This is a genomic window from Ectopseudomonas khazarica, from assembly GCF_004521985.1.
GTDB lineage: Bacteria > Pseudomonadota > Gammaproteobacteria > Pseudomonadales > Pseudomonadaceae > Aquipseudomonas > Aquipseudomonas khazarica.
In genome coordinates, this window is sequence record NZ_SBHZ01000002.1 from 62,646 (window position 1) to 78,117 (window position 15,472).

At 64.1% G+C, this 15,472-nt stretch carries 14 protein-coding genes; 2 read left to right on the forward strand and 12 right to left on the reverse strand.

From position 1 onward, the window contains the following. The 8 genes from EPK82_RS02115 to grpE all read right to left on the reverse strand — a co-directional run bounded on the left by EPK82_RS02115 (position 1) and on the right by grpE (position 10,250). Entirely contained in the window at positions 1-441 is a 441-nt protein-coding gene (locus tag EPK82_RS02115) for a DUF4149 domain-containing protein (protein ID WP_134675647.1), read from the reverse strand. Next, positions 419-895, reverse strand: a complete 477-nt coding sequence (gene greA / locus EPK82_RS02120) for a transcription elongation factor GreA (RefSeq protein ID WP_037050841.1) — start codon at positions 893-895, stop codon at positions 419-421. Before greA ends, EPK82_RS02115 begins: the two co-directional genes overlap by 23 nt. Further along, on the reverse strand, positions 892-4,113 hold the full coding sequence (gene carB, locus EPK82_RS02125) for a carbamoyl-phosphate synthase large subunit (protein ID WP_037050844.1): 3,222 nt from the start codon (positions 4,111-4,113) through the stop codon (positions 892-894). The genes greA and carB overlap by 4 nt, the downstream gene beginning before the upstream one ends. Positions 4,114-4,149: 36 nt before the next feature. Then, the gene (carA, locus tag EPK82_RS02130; protein ID WP_134675648.1) at positions 4,150-5,298 is read right to left on the reverse strand and encodes a glutamine-hydrolyzing carbamoyl-phosphate synthase small subunit; all 1,149 of its coding nucleotides are present in this window, start codon (positions 5,296-5,298) and stop codon (positions 4,150-4,152) included. Positions 5,299-5,486: 188 nt separating this feature from the next. Beyond that, on the reverse strand, positions 5,487-6,290 hold the full coding sequence (dapB, locus tag EPK82_RS02140; RefSeq protein WP_134675650.1) for a 4-hydroxy-tetrahydrodipicolinate reductase: 804 nt from the start codon (positions 6,288-6,290) through the stop codon (positions 5,487-5,489). A gap of 85 nt (positions 6,291-6,375) precedes the next feature. Beyond that, on the reverse strand, positions 6,376-7,506 hold the full coding sequence (gene dnaJ / locus EPK82_RS02145) for a molecular chaperone DnaJ (protein WP_134675651.1): 1,131 nt from the start codon (positions 7,504-7,506) through the stop codon (positions 6,376-6,378). 158 nt (positions 7,507-7,664) lie between these two features. Then, positions 7,665-9,581 (reverse strand): molecular chaperone DnaK, encoded by a 1,917-nt coding sequence (gene dnaK, locus EPK82_RS02150; protein WP_037050854.1) that lies wholly within the window; start codon positions 9,579-9,581, stop codon positions 7,665-7,667. A gap of 99 nt (positions 9,582-9,680) precedes the next feature. Beyond that, positions 9,681-10,250, reverse strand: coding sequence for a nucleotide exchange factor GrpE (gene grpE, locus EPK82_RS02155; RefSeq protein WP_037050856.1), 570 nt, complete (start codon positions 10,248-10,250; stop codon positions 9,681-9,683). A gap of 160 nt (positions 10,251-10,410) precedes the next feature. Between grpE and recN the strand changes: the two genes are divergently transcribed. Beyond that, complete coding sequence (recN, locus tag EPK82_RS02160) at positions 10,411-12,087, forward strand: DNA repair protein RecN (RefSeq protein ID WP_134675652.1); 1,677 nt, start codon at positions 10,411-10,413, stop codon at positions 12,085-12,087. Positions 12,088-12,208: 121 nt separating this feature from the next. Here the strand turns inward: recN and fur are convergent, their stop codons facing one another. Then, complete coding sequence (gene fur, locus EPK82_RS02165) at positions 12,209-12,613, reverse strand: ferric iron uptake transcriptional regulator (RefSeq protein WP_037001567.1); 405 nt, start codon at positions 12,611-12,613, stop codon at positions 12,209-12,211. Positions 12,614-12,707: 94 nt separating this feature from the next. On the opposite strand from fur, the gene EPK82_RS02170 reads away from it, so the two are divergent. Further along, positions 12,708-13,226 (forward strand): outer membrane protein assembly factor BamE, encoded by a 519-nt coding sequence (locus EPK82_RS02170; RefSeq protein ID WP_037050859.1) that lies wholly within the window; start codon positions 12,708-12,710, stop codon positions 13,224-13,226. A 77-nt stretch (positions 13,227-13,303) separates the two neighbouring features. Here the strand turns inward: EPK82_RS02170 and EPK82_RS02175 are convergent, their stop codons facing one another. Genes EPK82_RS02175 through EPK82_RS02185 form a run of 3 tightly spaced genes read right to left on the reverse strand, consistent with a single transcriptional unit; the run spans position 13,304 to position 15,455 of the window. Continuing rightward, a complete protein-coding gene (locus EPK82_RS02175; protein ID WP_037050860.1) occupies positions 13,304-13,624 on the reverse strand; it encodes an RnfH family protein in 321 nt (106 codons plus the stop codon). Further along, the gene (locus EPK82_RS02180) at positions 13,617-14,051 is read right to left on the reverse strand and encodes a type II toxin-antitoxin system RatA family toxin (RefSeq protein WP_134675653.1); all 435 of its coding nucleotides are present in this window, start codon (positions 14,049-14,051) and stop codon (positions 13,617-13,619) included. Before EPK82_RS02180 ends, EPK82_RS02175 begins: the two co-directional genes overlap by 8 nt. After that, positions 14,052-15,455, reverse strand: a complete 1,404-nt coding sequence (locus tag EPK82_RS02185) for a sodium-dependent transporter (RefSeq protein ID WP_047592256.1) — start codon at positions 15,453-15,455, stop codon at positions 14,052-14,054. Positions 15,456-15,472 lie beyond the last annotated feature (17 nt).

A 15,472-nucleotide genomic window follows, 5' to 3' on the forward strand; every position in this document is an offset into this window, starting at 1 on the left:
TCAGGCGCCGCGCGTCTTCCCCGGCACGGGTTGCAGCACCAGCAGCAACCCGCAGAATGCCATGACCAGATAGCTGAAGCGTAGCCAGTACTCGGCCCCAGGCCAGTAGTGCAGCGCGGCGAAATGACTCAGCGCCATCGCCGCGACGGTCAGCAGCAGCTGCCCGCGCACATCCCGCAGCAAGCTGGCCAGCCCTTCGACACGCAGCAGCGCCAGTGCCTGCAGGGCAACGCCCACGGCCGCCAGGCCCACCAGCAGCGGCATCAGGCGCGCCGCAATCTCCTGCACCAGCAAAGGCGCCAGGCCGGCCTGTTCGATGGCCGGCAGGACGATGAACTGCAACACCCAGATGCCGCCGACCCAGAGGGTCTGGGCCAGCTGCCAGCTGACAGCGGAGGCCCGTGACGGCTGGCGCGGCTTATACGTGGCGGACTTCGACAATCTCGTACTCGACCAGGCCACTGGGGGTCTGCACGCCGACGACATCCCCTTCGCTCTTGCCCACCAGGGCGCGCGCGATGGGAGATGCAACGGAGATCTTGCCCTGCTTGATGTCGGCTTCGTCTTCACCGACGATCCGATAGGTCACGCTCTCGTCGGTCTCGACGTTGGCGATTTCCACGGTGGAACCGAAGATCACCTTGCCGGTGTGCTCGATGGTGGTGACATCGATGATCACCGCATTCTGCAAACGACCTTCGATATCACGCACGCGCGCCTCGACCATGCCCTGCTCCTCACGGGCGGCATGGTATTCGGCGTTCTCCTTGAGGTCACCCAGCTCACGCGCCTCGGCGATCGCCTGGCTCAGGGCCGGACGACGCACCTTGGTCAGGTGCGCCAGTTCTTCTTCCAGGGCGCGAGCGCCCTGGACGGTCATGGGGTACTTGTTCATGCCTTGATTCCTGCATGCAGATCCTGCAGCCGACGCACGGTCTTCTCCGGACCGAACTTGAGCGCCTCACAGACCGCCTGACCCGCCGCGATGGTGGTGGTGCAGTAGATCTTGTGCTGCAGGGCGTTACGACGGATCGAGTAGGAGTCAGCGATGGACTGACGCCCCTCGGTGGTATTGATGATCAGGGTGACCTCGTCGTTCTTGATCATGTCGACCACGTGCGGACGACCTTCGGTCACCTTGTTCACACGGCGCACCGGCAGGCCGGCGGCCTCGATCACCTTGGCGGTACCGGCAGTGGCGACGACTTCGAAGCCCAGGCTGACCAGGTCGCGAGCGACCTGCACGGCCTCGGCCTTGTCATCCTCGCGCACGCTGATGAAGGCACAGCCGGTGTTCGGCAGGATTTCGCTGGCACCGACCTGGGCCTTGGCGAAGGCTTCGCCGAAGCTGTCGCCGACACCCATCACCTCACCGGTGGATTTCATCTCCGGGCCGAGGATCGGGTCGACACCCGGGAACTTGGCGAAGGGGAACACCGCTTCCTTGACGCTGAAGAACGGCGGAATGATTTCCTTGGTGTAGCCCACTTCGGCCAGGCTCTTGCCCGCCATGACGCGCGCCGCCACCTTGGCCAGCGACTCGCCGACGCACTTGGAGACGAACGGCACGGTACGCGAGGCGCGCGGGTTCACTTCGATGACGTAGATGTCTTCGCCCTGTACGGCCATCTGCACGTTCATCAGGCCGACCACGCCGAGCTCCAGGGCCATCTTCTTGACCTGCTCGCGGATCTCGTCCTGGATGTGTGCCGGCAGCGAGTACGGCGGCAGCGAGCAGGCGGAGTCACCGGAGTGCACGCCGGCCTGTTCGATGTGCTGCATGATCGCGCCGATGACCACGGTCTCGCCGTCGCTGACCGCATCCACGTCCACCTCGATGGCGCAGTTGAGGAAGCGATCCAGCAGCACCGGGCTGTCGTTGGAGACCTTCACCGCTTCGCGCATGTAGCGCTTGAGCTCTTCTTCCTGGTAGACGATTTCCATCGCCCGGCCGCCCAGTACGTAGGACGGACGCACCACCATCGGGTAGCCGATGTTCTTCGACAGGGCCAGGGCCTCGTCTTCGCTGCGCGCGGTGGCGTTGGCCGGCTGACGCAGGTTCAGGCGCTGCACCATCTGCTGGAAGCGCTCACGGTCTTCGGCACGGTCGATGGCCTCGGGGCTGGTGCCGATGATCGGTACGCCGGCTTCTTCCAGGGCGCGGCAGATCTTCAGCGGAGTCTGGCCACCGTACTGGACGATGACGCCCTTGGGCTGCTCGACACGGACGATTTCCAGCACGTCTTCCAGGGTCACCGGCTCGAAGTACAGGCGATCGGAAGTGTCGTAGTCGGTGGAGACGGTTTCCGGGTTGCAGTTGACCATGATGGTCTCGTAACCGTCTTCACGCATGGCCAGCGCCGCATGCACGCAGCAGTAGTCGAACTCGATGCCCTGGCCGATACGGTTGGGACCGCCGCCGAGGATCATGATCTTGTCGCGGCCGCTCGGCTTGGCCTCGCACTCTTCCTCGTAGGTGGAGTACATGTAGGCGGTGTCGGTGGCAAACTCGGCAGCGCAGGTATCCACGCGCTTGTACACCGGCAGCACTTTCAGCTTGTGGCGATGGGCACGCAGGCTCTTCTCGGAAACGCCGAGCAGCTTGGCCAGGCGCGCATCGGAGAAACCCTTGCGCTTGAGCTTGAACATCAGGTCGTAGTCGATGGCCGACAGACCCAGGGTCTGCACGGTGGCTTCGTCCTTGATCAGATCCTCGATCTGCACCAGGAACCACTCGTCGATACGGGTCAGGTCGAACACCTCGGCGACGCTCTTGCCGGCGCGGAAGGCATCGGCCACGTACCAGATGCGGTCGGCGCTGGGCACGGTCAGCTCGCGACGCAGGGTACTCTCGGCTTCCGGGTCGTTCAGGTCGAGCTTCGGATCGAAACCGGCGACGCCGACTTCCAGGCCGCGCAGGGCTTTCTGCACCGACTCCTGGAAGGTACGGCCGATGGCCATGACCTCGCCCACGGATTTCATCTGGGTGGTCAGACGGGCGTCGGCCTTGGGGAATTTCTCGAAGGCGAAGCGCGGAACCTTGGTCACCACGTAGTCGATCGACGGCTCGAACGAGGCCGGGGTACGCCCGCCGGTGATGTCGTTCTGCAGCTCGTCCAGGGTGTAGCCGACGGCCAGCTTGGCGGCGATCTTGGCGATCGGGAAGCCGGTGGCCTTGGAGGCCAGCGCCGAGGAACGCGATACGCGCGGGTTCATCTCGATCACGACCATGCGCCCGGTGTTCGGGCAGATGCCGAACTGCACGTTGGAGCCACCGGTTTCCACGCCGATTTCACGCAGCACCGCCAGCGAGGCGTTGCGCATGATCTGGTATTCCTTGTCGGTCAGGGTCTGCGCCGGCGCGACGGTGATCGAGTCGCCGGTGTGCACGCCCATCGGATCGAAGTTCTCGATGGAGCAGACGATGATGCAGTTGTCCTTCTTGTCGCGGACCACCTCCATCTCGTATTCCTTCCAGCCGATCAGCGATTCGTCGATCAGCAGCTCGTTGGTCGGCGACAGGTCCAGACCACGGGCGCAGATTTCCTCGAATTCCTCACGGTTGTAGGCGATGCCGCCACCGGTGCCGCCCATGGTGAAGCTCGGGCGGATAATGCAGGGGAAACCCACCATCTCCAGCACGCCGTAGGCTTCTTCCATGCTGTGGGCGATACCCGAGCGCGGGCAGGCCAGGCCGATGTCCTTCATTGCCTTGTCGAAGCGCGAACGGTCTTCGGCCTTGTCGATGGTGTCGGCATTGGCACCGATCATCTCAACACCGAACTTTTCCAGCACGCCGTGGCGCTCCAGATCCAGCGCGCAGTTCAGCGCGGTCTGGCCACCCATGGTCGGCAGCAGCGCGTCCGGGCGCTCCTTCTCGATGATCTTGGCCACGGTGGCCCACTTGATCGGCTCGATGTAGGTGGCGTCGGCCATGGCCGGGTCGGTCATGATGGTGGCCGGGTTGGAGTTCACCAGAATGACGCGGAAACCTTCTTCCTTCAGCGCCTTGCACGCCTGGGCGCCGGAGTAGTCGAACTCGCAGGCCTGGCCGATGACGATGGGGCCGGCACCGAGGATCAGGATGCTTTTGATGTCTGTACGTTTTGGCATGATCGTTACTCGAATCCTTAGGTCAGTCGGCGGGGCTTAGCGGCGCTTGGCCATGGCTTCGATGAAGCGGTCGAACAGCGGGGCCACGTCGTGCGGGCCCGGGCTCGCCTCGGGGTGACCCTGGAAGCTGAAGGCGTCCTTGTCGGTACGCTCGATGCCCTGCAGGGTGCCGTCGAACAGCGACTTGTGGATCGGGCGCACGTTGCCCGGCAGGCTGCTCTCGTCCACGGCGAAACCGTGGTTCTGGCTGGTGATCATCACCACGCCGCTGTCGAGGTCCTGTACCGGGTGGTTGGCACCGTGGTGGCCGTGGCCCATCTTCAGGGTCTTGGCGCCGGAGGCCAGCGCCAGCAGCTGGTGGCCGAGGCAGATGCCGAATACCGGAATGTCGGTTTCCAGCACGTCCTTGATCGCCTTGATCGCGTAGTCGCAGGGCTCGGGGTCGCCAGGGCCGTTGGACAGGAACACGCCGTCGGGATTGAGCGCCAGCACTTCGCTGGCCGGGGTCTGGGCCGGCACCACGGTGAGGCGGCAGCCGCGCGCGACCAGCATGCGCAGGATGTTCAGCTTGACCCCGTAGTCGTAGGCGACCACGTGATACGGCAGGTCGGCAGCGGCGATCTGCGGATGGCTGTCGCTCTCCAGGTTCCACACGCTGGAGCGCCACTCGTAGGGCTTGTCGCAGGTGACTTCCTTGGCCAGGTCCATGCCCTTGAGGCCCGGGAAGCTGCGTGCCAGCTCCAGCGCCTTCTCTTCGGTGGCGTCAGCGCCAACCAGGATGCAACCATTCTGCGAGCCTTTCTCGCGCAGGATGCGGGTCAGGCGACGGGTATCGATACCGGCGATGGCGACCGTACCGTTCTCTTTCAGGTACTCGTCCAGCGGCTGCTTGTCGCGCCAGTTGCTGGAGATCAGCGGCAGGTCGCGAATGATCAGGCCGGCGGCCCATACACGGTTGGACTCGGCATCTTCCGGCGTGGTGCCGGTGTTGCCGATGTGCGGGTAGGTCAGGGTAACGATCTGCTGGGCGTAGGATGGATCGGTAAGGATTTCCTGATAGCCGGTCATGGCGGTGTTGAACACCACCTCTCCGATGGTCTGGCCATCGGCCCCGATAGATTCGCCGCGAAAAATACTGCCGTCAGCAAGGGCTAAAATGGCAGGTTTGGGGGCTGGCTTAGTCAAGAAGACCTCCGTCACGATCAAGGCTTGAAGCAAACGCAGGTTGTAAAAAAGCGGGATGACGTGTGAAGGTCATCCCGCTTTTTTATTTGAGCCATTCTGCGTAACTTTTAGTGGACACACTAAAACAGGAAGCTTACAGGAAAACCCTTTTTCGGTCCACCCGCCAGGACGCTTCCGTCACACATTTCTCAACGCAGCCCCAGCACGTCCTGCATGTCGTACAGCGCTGGCGAACGCGACTGCAGCCAGAGCGCCGAACGCACTGCGCCCTTGGCGAAGGTCATGCGGCTGGAGGCCTTGTGGGTGATCTCCACGCGCTCGCCCTCGGCGGCGAACAGCACGGTGTGATCGCCGACCACATCGCCGGCGCGCACGGTGGCGAAGCCGATGGTCTCGCGCTCACGCGCCCCGGTCTGCCCTTCACGGCCATACACGGCGACCTTCTGCAGATCACGCCCCAGGGCATCCGCGACCACCTCGCCCATGCGCAGCGCCGTGCCCGACGGGGCATCGACCTTGTGGCGGTGATGGGCTTCGATGATCTCGATGTCCACATCGTCACCCAGCACGCGCGCGGCGGTATCGAGCAGCTTCAGGCACAGGTTGACGCCGACGCTGAAGTTGGCGGCGAAGACGATGGGAATCTGCTTGGCCGCCTCGCTCAGCAGCTGCTTCTCCTCCGGGGTGAAGCCGGTGGTGCCGATGACCATGGCCTTGCCGGCCTGACGGCAGACTTCCAGGTTCTTCAGCGTCACCGAGGGATGGGTGAAGTCGATCAGCACGTCGAAATCATCGACCACCGCCGCCAGCTCACCGGCCAGCGTCACACCGATCTTGCCCAGCCCGACCAGCTCGCCCGCGTCGGCACCGATCAGGCTGCTGTCGGCACGGTCGATGGCCGCGCTGAGCTTCGCGCCCTCGGCCTGGCTCACGGCTTCGATCAGGGTCTTGCCCATGCGCCCGGCGGCGCCCATCACTGCAATACGTTGCATAACATCAGCTCCAAGCTGCACGCTTCAAGCCACAGGCCAAGCGCAAGAGTCTCTTGCAGCCTGTCGCCTGTGGCTTGCCGCTCAATTAAACGTCGCCGAAGAAGCGCTTGACGCCTTCGAACCAGCCACTGGCCTTGGGCGAGTGGGAGTCATCGCCCTGCAGCGACTTGCGGAACTCCTCGAGCAGCTCGCGCTGACGCTTGGTCAGGTTGACCGGCGTCTCCACCGCGACACGGCACATCAGGTCACCGGCCGCACCACCGCGCACCGGGGCCACGCCCTTGCCGCGCAGGCGGAACAGCTTGCCGGTCTGGGTGCCTTCCGGAATCTTCAGCTTGACCCGGCCGTCGAGGGTCGGCACTTCCAGCTCGCCACCCAGCGCCGCGTCGGCGAAGCTGATCGGCACTTCGCAGTACAGATGCTTGCCATCGCGCTGGAAGATCGCATGTTCACGGACGTTGACCACCACATAGAGGTCACCGGCCGGGCCGCCATGCGCGCCGGCCTCGCCTTCGCCGGACAGGCGGATGCGATCACCGGTATCGACACCCGGCGGCACCTTGACCGACAGCGTCTTGCTCTCTTCCACGCGCCCCTGGCCATGGCAGCTGCCACAGGGGTCGGTGATCATCTTGCCGCTGCCGTGGCAACGCGGGCAGGTCTGCTGCACGGAGAAGAAGCCCTGCTGCATGCGCACCTGGCCGATACCACCGCAGGTGGTACAGGTCACCGGGCTGGTGCCCTTCTTGGCGCCGGAGCCATCGCAGGTCTTGCAACCCACCAGGGTCGGCACGCGAATGGTCACGGTGGTGCCGCGCACGGCTTCTTCCAGGTCCAGCTCCAGGGTGTAGCGCAGGTCGCTGCCACGCTGGGCACCGCCGCGCGAACCGCCGCGACCGCCACCGCCGAAGAAATCGCTGAACACGTCGCCGAAGATGTCGGAGAAGTTGGCGCCGCCGAAACCGGCGCCGGCACCGCCGCCCATCTGCGGATCGACCCCGGCATGCCCGTATTGGTCATAGGCCGAACGCTTGCTGGCGTCGGAGAGCACCTCGTAGGCCTCGTTGGCCTCCTTGAATTTCTCCTCCGCTTCCTTGTCGTCCGGGTTGCGGTCCGGGTGGTACTTCATCGCCAGACGCCGATAGGCCTTCTTCAGCTCGGCCTCACTGGCGCCGCGCTCGACCCCCAGAACCTCGTAATAGTCTCGTTTTGCCATAATTGTGCTGCACTCTCAGATTCGTGAGCTCCAGATACGCCGACGCGGGAGAAGGCTCCCGCGCGGCGTATCCTGACCGCCAGATGCGACGGCGGAGCGAAAAGCAGAGGGCGACACGCCCCTCGCTCCCGGAGGGGCGAAAGGCGTGCGCGCATCCCTTACTTGTTCTCCTTGACCTCTTCGAACTCAGCGTCGACCACGTCGTCACCGGCATCCTTGGCGTCACCGGCGTCGGCCTGGGCGGCACCGGCTTGCGGCTGCTCGGCGTACATCTTCTGCGCCAGCGGCGTGGTGGCCTCGGACAGGGCGTTCATCTTGGCCTCGATGGCTTCCTTGTCGTCACCCTTCAGTGCGACTTCCAGTTCACCGATGGCTTTCTCGATGGCTGCCTTCTCCTCGGCAGTCGCCTTGTCGCCCGCCTCGGTGAGCATCTTGCGGGTGGCGTGCACCAGCTGGTCGCCCTGGTTGCGCGCAGTGGCCAGCTCTTCGAACTTGCGGTCTTCCTCGGCGTTGGCCTCGGCGTCACGCACCATCTGCTCGATCTCTTCCTCGGACAGACCGGAGTTGGCCTTGATCACGATGGACTGCTGCTTGCCAGTGGCCTTGTCCTTGGCAGACACGTGCAGGATGCCGTTGGCATCGATATCGAAGGTCACTTCGATCTGCGGCACGCCACGCGGAGCCGGCGGAATCTCGGCCAGGTCGAACTTGCCGAGGGACTTGTTCTGCGCCGCCTGCTTGCGCTCGCCCTGCAGCACGTGAATGGTCACGGCGCTCTGGTTGTCGTCGGCGGTGGAGAACACCTGCGACTTCTTGGTCGGGATGGTGGTGTTCTTCTCGATCAGCGCGGTCATCACGCCACCCATGGTTTCGATACCCAGGGTCAGCGGGGAAACGTCCAGCAGCAGCACGTCCTTGACATCACCAGCCAGTACCGCGCCCTGAATGGCAGCGCCCATGGCCACGGCTTCGTCCGGGTTGACGTCCTTGCGCGGCTCCTTGCCGAAGAACTCGGCAACGGTCTTCTGCACCAGCGGCATGCGGGTCTGACCACCGACCAGGATCACGTCGTCGATCTTGCTGACGTCGATGCCGGCATCCTTCAGCGCGGTGCGGCACGGCTCGATGGTGCGCTGCACCAGGTCCTCGACCAGCGACTCCAGCTTGGAGCGGGAGATCTTCACGTTCAGGTGCTTCGGACCGCTGGCGTCTGCAGTGATGTACGGCAGGTTGACGTCGGTCTGCTGGCTCGAGGACAGCTCGATCTTGGCCTTCTCGGCAGCTTCCTTCAGGCGCTGCATTGCCAGCGGGTCGCCCTTGAGGTTCATGCCGGTTTCTTTCTTGAACTCGTCGACGAGGTAGTCGATCAGGCGAATGTCGAAGTCCTCGCCACCGAGGAAGGTGTCGCCGTTGGTGGCCAGCACTTCGAACTGGTGCTCGCCGTCGACTTCGGCGATCTCGATCACCGACACGTCGAAGGTACCGCCACCCAGGTCATAGACGATCACGGTGTGGTCGCCCTTGGCCTTGTCCATGCCATAGGCCAGCGCAGCCGCGGTCGGCTCGTTGATGATGCGCTTGACGTCCAGACCGGCGATGCGACCGGCATCCTTGGTGGCCTGACGCTGGCTGTCGTTGAAGTAGGCCGGAACGGTGATCACCGCTTCGGTGACCGGCTCGCCAAGGTAGTCCTCAGCGGTCTTCTTCATCTTCTTCAGCACTTCGGCGCTGATCTGCGGCGGGGCCATCTTCTGGCCGTTGACCTCGACCCAGGCGTCGTTGTTGTCAGCCTTGACGATCTTGTACGGAACCATCTGGATGTCTTTCTGCACGACATCCTCGTCGAAACGACGACCGATCAGACGCTTCACCGCATACAGGGTGTTGTGCGGGTTGGTCACGGCCTGGCGCTTGGCCGACTGGCCAACCAGGGTTTCGCCGTCGTTGGCGTAAGCGATGATGGACGGCGTGGTGCGAGCGCCTTCGGCGTTCTCCAGCACCTTGACGTTGCCGTTTTCCAGAATGGAGACGCAGGAGTTGGTGGTCCCCAGGTCGATACCGATGATTTTGCCCATGAAAATTCTCCCGAAACTTTGATTTTTCCGTCGCCTCGCTTCGCAGGCGCCGGTAGCACTAAAACGCTTGACTCAGAAATGGGGTCGCCCCCGAAAATTTCAAGCCTGCTCGTCGATGGACGGCGGCGGCGTGGTCGGCGCCTTGCTCACCACGACCATGGCCGGGCGCAGCAGGCGACCATTGAGCAGGTAGCCCTTCTGGAACACCTTGAGCACCGAGTTCGGCTCGACGTTGACACTCTCTTCCATCGCCATGGCCTGGTGATGCTCCGGGTTGAACGGAGCGCCATGCGGGTCCAGCGTTTCCAGCTGATGACGCGCCAGGGTGTCGATGAACAGTTTGAGGGTCAGTTGCATGCCCTCGCGCACGCCCTTGATCGCTTCGTCGTCCGGGCTGGACAGCTCCAGACCACGTTCCAGGCTGTCGACGACCGGCAGCAGGTCGTTGGCGAATTTTTCCAGGGCGAACTTGTGCGCCTTCTCCACGTCCTGCTCGGCGCGACGACGCACATTCTGCAGCTCGGCCGCCATGCGCAGCGACTGGTCCTGCGCTGCAGCCAGCTGCTCTTCCAGTGCCTGCACGCGAGCCGCCAGGTCATCGCTCGGCGCGACATTCTCGGCCGCCTGAGCCTCGGGGTTCTGCGTATCCAGGTTCTGTTCGTCAGCCATGCCTATCTCCTCTCGAATGAATCGGCGCGAGTCCGGCCCGCGCACCTGCCCGCCTATATGGAGTCAAATCCACAGCTTTCAAGGGGCGATAGAGGAGGATTGTCAGGGAAAGAAAAAACACTGTATAAATAACCAGACATCAAATTCGGGAGCGTTCGCCATGCTGGTGCACCTGTCCATACACAACTACGCCATCGTCGACCACCTGGACCTCGAGCTGGATGCCGGCATGAGCGCCATCAGCGGCGAGACCGGTGCCGGCAAGTCGATCATGCTCGATGCCCTTGGCCTGTGCCTGGGCGACCGTGCCGACAGCGGCGTGGTGCGCCCCGGCGCGGACAAGGCCGACATCCTCGCCAGCTTCGACCTGGCAGAGATCCCCGAAGCCCGCAGCTGGCTCGCCGAGCGCGACCTGGACAGCGACGGCCCGTGCATCCTGCGCCGGGTGATCACCGTCGAGGGCCGCTCGCGCGGCTACATCAACGGCAGCCCCTGCCCGCAAGCCGACCTCAAGGCGCTCGGCGAGCTGATCATCGACATCCACAGCCAGCATGAACACCAGTCGCTGCTCAAGAGCGACACCCACCGCCGCCTGCTCGACGAGTACGCCGGCAGCCAGGAGCTGGCGCGCCAGGTGCAGCTGGCCGCACAGCGCTGGAAGCAGACGCGCAACGACCTACAGCGCATTTCCAGCCAGGGTGACGAGCAGCGCGCCCGCCACCAGCTGCTCAGCTACCAGCTGGAAGAACTGGAAAACCTGGCCCTGGGCGAGAACGAACTGGACGAGCTGGAGCGCGAACACAAGGCCCTGAGCAATGCCGAAGCGCTGCTCGGTGCCTGTCGCCAGGTACTCGAGCTGTGCAGCGAAAGCGATGCAGGCAACGTGCTGTCGGCGCTGACCGCCAGCCTCAACCGGCTTGGCGCCTTTGGCGGCCAGGGCGGCGCGCTGGGCGAAGCGAGCAACCTGCTGGCCAGCGCGCAGATCCAGGTCGAGGAGGCCGTGGGCGAACTGAACCGCTTCGTCGATCACTTCGATGCCGACCCGCAGCGCCAGCAGTACCTCGAAGAACGCCTGGACACCATCTACACCCTGGCCCGCAAGCACCGCATCCAGCCCACCGAGCTGGCCGCCCTGCAGCAACGACTGTTCGAGGAACTGGAGAGCCTCAATGCCGACGACCAGGCCAGCGAACGCCTGGCCGAGGAACTGGCCGCCTACGCCCGTCATTACCAGGAGAAGGCCGCCGAACTCAGCGCGCTGCGCGGCAGCGCCGCCGAGCGCCTGGCCGCGGCCGTCGAGCAGGAAATGCAGGCACTGGGCATGCCCGGCGGGCGTTTCAGCATCCAGCTGCAGAGCATGAACAGCGAAGAGCCACAGGCCAATGGCCTGGAAACCGTGGAATTCCTGGTCAGCGCCAACCCCGGCCAACCGTTGCGCGGCCTGGCCAAGGTGGCTTCGGGTGGCGAGCTGTCACGTATCAGCCTGGCAATCCAGGTGATCACCGCACAGACCTCGCGCGTCCCGACGCTGGTCTTCGACGAAGTGGACGTCGGCATTGGCGGCCCGACCGCCGAGGTCGTCGGGCAACTGCTGCGCCGCCTGGGCGAGCGCGGCCAGGTCCTCTGCGTGACCCACCTGCCCCAGGTGGCTGCGCAAGGCCATCAGCACCTGTTCGTCCACAAGCGCCGCGGCGAAGAGGCCACGTCCACGGCCGTGAGCAGACTGGACGAGAACGGCCGCGTCGAGGAAATCGCGCGCATGCTCGGTGGCGTCGACCTGACCGAAGAATCCCTGGCGCACGCGCGCAAGATGGTCACCAGCGCCCAGGCCGCCTGAGACAACCATCGCCGCAGCCCGGGTGAAGCAGGCCCGGCGTCACGACCAGCAACCGGGCACGGCTCCCGAGCCCAATAAAAAAGGCGACCCGAGGGTCGCCTTTTTCATCGCAGCAGAAGCATCAGCTCTTCTTGCGTACGTACAACACCAGGTTGTGATCGACCAGTTCGAAGCCATGCTCACGCACGATTTCCTTCTGGCGCTTCTCGATCTCGGCGTCGAAGAACTCGATCACCTCACCGGAATCCACACAGACCATATGGTCGTGATGGCCGCTGTCGGCCAGTTCGAATACCGCATGGCCACCGTCGAAGTTGTGGCGAACCACCAGGCCCGCCGCCTCGAACTGGGTCAGTACGCGGTAGACGGTCGCCAGGCCGACGTCCTCGCCTGCCTCCATCAGTGCCTTGTAGACATCTTCCGCACTCATGTGGCGGTGCTCGGCGTTGTCGAGCATCTGCAGGATCTTGACCCGTGGCAGAGTCACCTTCAGTCCAGCTTTGCGCAGTTCGTTATTTTCAACCATGGTCTGCTTTCTCATGGATGCTGTTTCGCAGCACCCTTCAATACGGGTATGATCCGGGGTTCAAGTTGCCCAAGATAGTGGAAGTCACCCTCCGATGCAAAAAACCAAGCTCTTGCTGACCAGCCTGTCGCTGACCGGGCTCTTCGCACTCGCCGGTTGTTCATTCCCCGGGGTTTACAAGATCGACATTCAACAGGGCAATGTCGTGACACAGGACATGATAGACCAGCTGCGTCCCGGAATGACCCGACGCCAAGTGCGGTTTATCATGGGCAACCCGCTGATCACCGACACCTTCCATGCCGATCGCTGGGATTATCTCTACAGCATCCAGCCAGGTGGCGGTCAGCGCCTGCAGGAACGCGTCAGCCTGGTCTTCGACGGCAGCGACCAGCTGGTCGGCCTGGCCGGCGACTTCATGCCCGGCGTAAGCCGCGACCAGGCCATCCTCGGCCAGGACAGCGATACCACCAGTACGCAGCCGCAGGCCAAGCCGCAGGACGACACGCCGCCGGCACCTGGCTCGCTGCTCGAGCAGATCCAGCGCGAAGTCGACCAGGTGGAAACCGTGCCGGTACCGACGCCGGAGCCGCTGGACACCGAACCGCAGTAACACCCAGACATGAAAAAGCCCGGACTCGCTCCGGGCTTTTTCATGTCTGCTCGCCACGTGGCAGCAAGCGCTGTGCTTCAGGCCGACTCGTCGCCCTCTTCCCGGGCCTTGGCCTTGGCCGCACGCTGCTTGCGCACCTCTTTCGGGTCGGCGATCAGCGGGCGGTAGATCTCCACTCGCTCCCCCTCGACCAGCTCGCGTTCCTCCGGCTTGCTGACCGCCTTGCCGAAGATACCCAGCGGCGCCTGCTGCAGATCCAGTTCGGGAAAGAACTGCTGCATGCCGGAGCGCAGCGCCGCCTCGCGCACCGTGGTGCCGACCGGCACCGACAGGCGCAGCAGCTTCTGCCGTTCGGCCAGCGCGTAGACCACCTCGATCGCAATGCTCGGCTTATCCATAGAGTTGCTTGGCTCGCTGACAGAAGGCATCGACCATGGTGTTGGTCGCCTGGTTGAACAGAGGCCCGAGGGTAGCGCGCACCAGCGGCCCGGCGTAGTCGAAGGTCAGATCGAGGCTGATCTTGCAGGCCTTGTCGCCCAGCGCCTTGAACTCCCAGACACCGTTCAGGCTGGTGAACGGTCCTTCCTGCAGGTTCATCTCGATGCGCTGCCCGGGCTGCAGCGCATTGCGCGTGACGAAACGCTGGCTGATGCTGCCCTTGGCCACCTCGAGACTGGCCAGCATGTGCGTCTCGCTGACCTCCAGCACTTCACTGGCGCGGCACCACGGCAGGAACTGCGGGTAGCTGGCGACATCGTTGACGAGGTCAAACAGCGCCTGCGCCGGATAAGGCAGCAACGCCGAGCGCTGGATTCGAGTAGTCATTTACTTGCTCAGCTCCGCGATGAAAACGATCAGAACGCCGATCGGCGCCACGACGCGAATCAGCCAGAGGGCGAGATTGAACAGCAACGGGCTCTTGATCGCCAACTCGTCACGCACCGAATCACGGCTGAGCACCCAACCGGCGAACAGAGCGAACGCCAGGCCGCCCAGCGGCAGCAGGATGCGGCTGGTCAGGTAGTCGATGCTATCGAAGAAGGTCTTGCCGCCCTCGGCGCCCCACTGCAGCAGGTGGAAGCCATCGTCGGCGAAGACGAAGAACTTGGCCTCGGCCCAGACGTTGAACGACAGCACGGTGCCCATGCCGACCAGCCAGCACAGCAGCGCCAGCACCGCCGTGACCAGGGCACGGCTGCGTCCGCTCTTCTCGACGAAGTAGGCGACTGCCGGCTCGAGCATGGAGATCGACGAACTCCACGCCGCCACGGCCACCAGGACGAAGAAGATCAGCCCCATCACCTGGCCGAAGGCGATGTTGCCAAAGGCGATCGGCAGGGTGACGAACATCAGCCCCGGACCACCGCCCGGCTCCAGGCCGGCGGCGAAGACGATGGGAAACAGGGCCAGACCAGCGGTCAGCGCGACCAGGGTATCGAGCAGGCCGACGGTCAGCACGGTGGCGCCGATCGATGCCTTCTTCGGCATGTAGGCGCCGTACACCATGATCGAGCCAACGCCGACGCTCAGGGTGAAGAAGGCATGCCCCATGGCGGCGAGAATGCCACCCTGCACCTTGCTGGCGTCGAAATGGAAGAGGAAATCGAAGCCTTCACGGAAGTGTCCGGTGGTAAAGCTGTAGCCCAGCAGCACCAGGAGCAGCACGAACAGCAGCGGCATCATGATGCGCAGGCTGCGCTCCAGCCCCGCGACCACGCCCTTGGCGATCACGAACGCAGTGATCAGCATGAACAGGCTGTGCCACAGGGTCAGCCGCCAGGGGTCCGCAGTCAGCCCGCCGAACGCCGCACCGGCGCCTTCGGCGGTGATGCCGGTGAAGTCGCCACGCCCCATGCTGAGGATGTAGTCCAGCGACCAGCCGGCCACCACGCTATAGAAGGACAGGATCAGCAGGGCCGCGACCATGCCGCCCAGCGCCGCCAGCGACCAGCCTTTCGACGCGCCCGCCTCGATGGCGAGGCTCTTCATCGAATTGACCGGGCTCTGCCGGCCACGCCGGCCGATCAGGGTTTCCGCCAGCATGATCGGCACGCCCACCAGGGCGATGCAGAACAGGTACATGACGACGAATGCACCGCCGCCATAGACCCCTGTCATGTAGGGGAACTTCCAGATATTACCGAGGCCTACTGCCGAGCCGGTAGCCGCCAGAATGAATACCCAACGACTGGCCCAGGCGCCATGAATCGAAACGTTGTCGCTCGCCATTACGGCCAACACCCCAT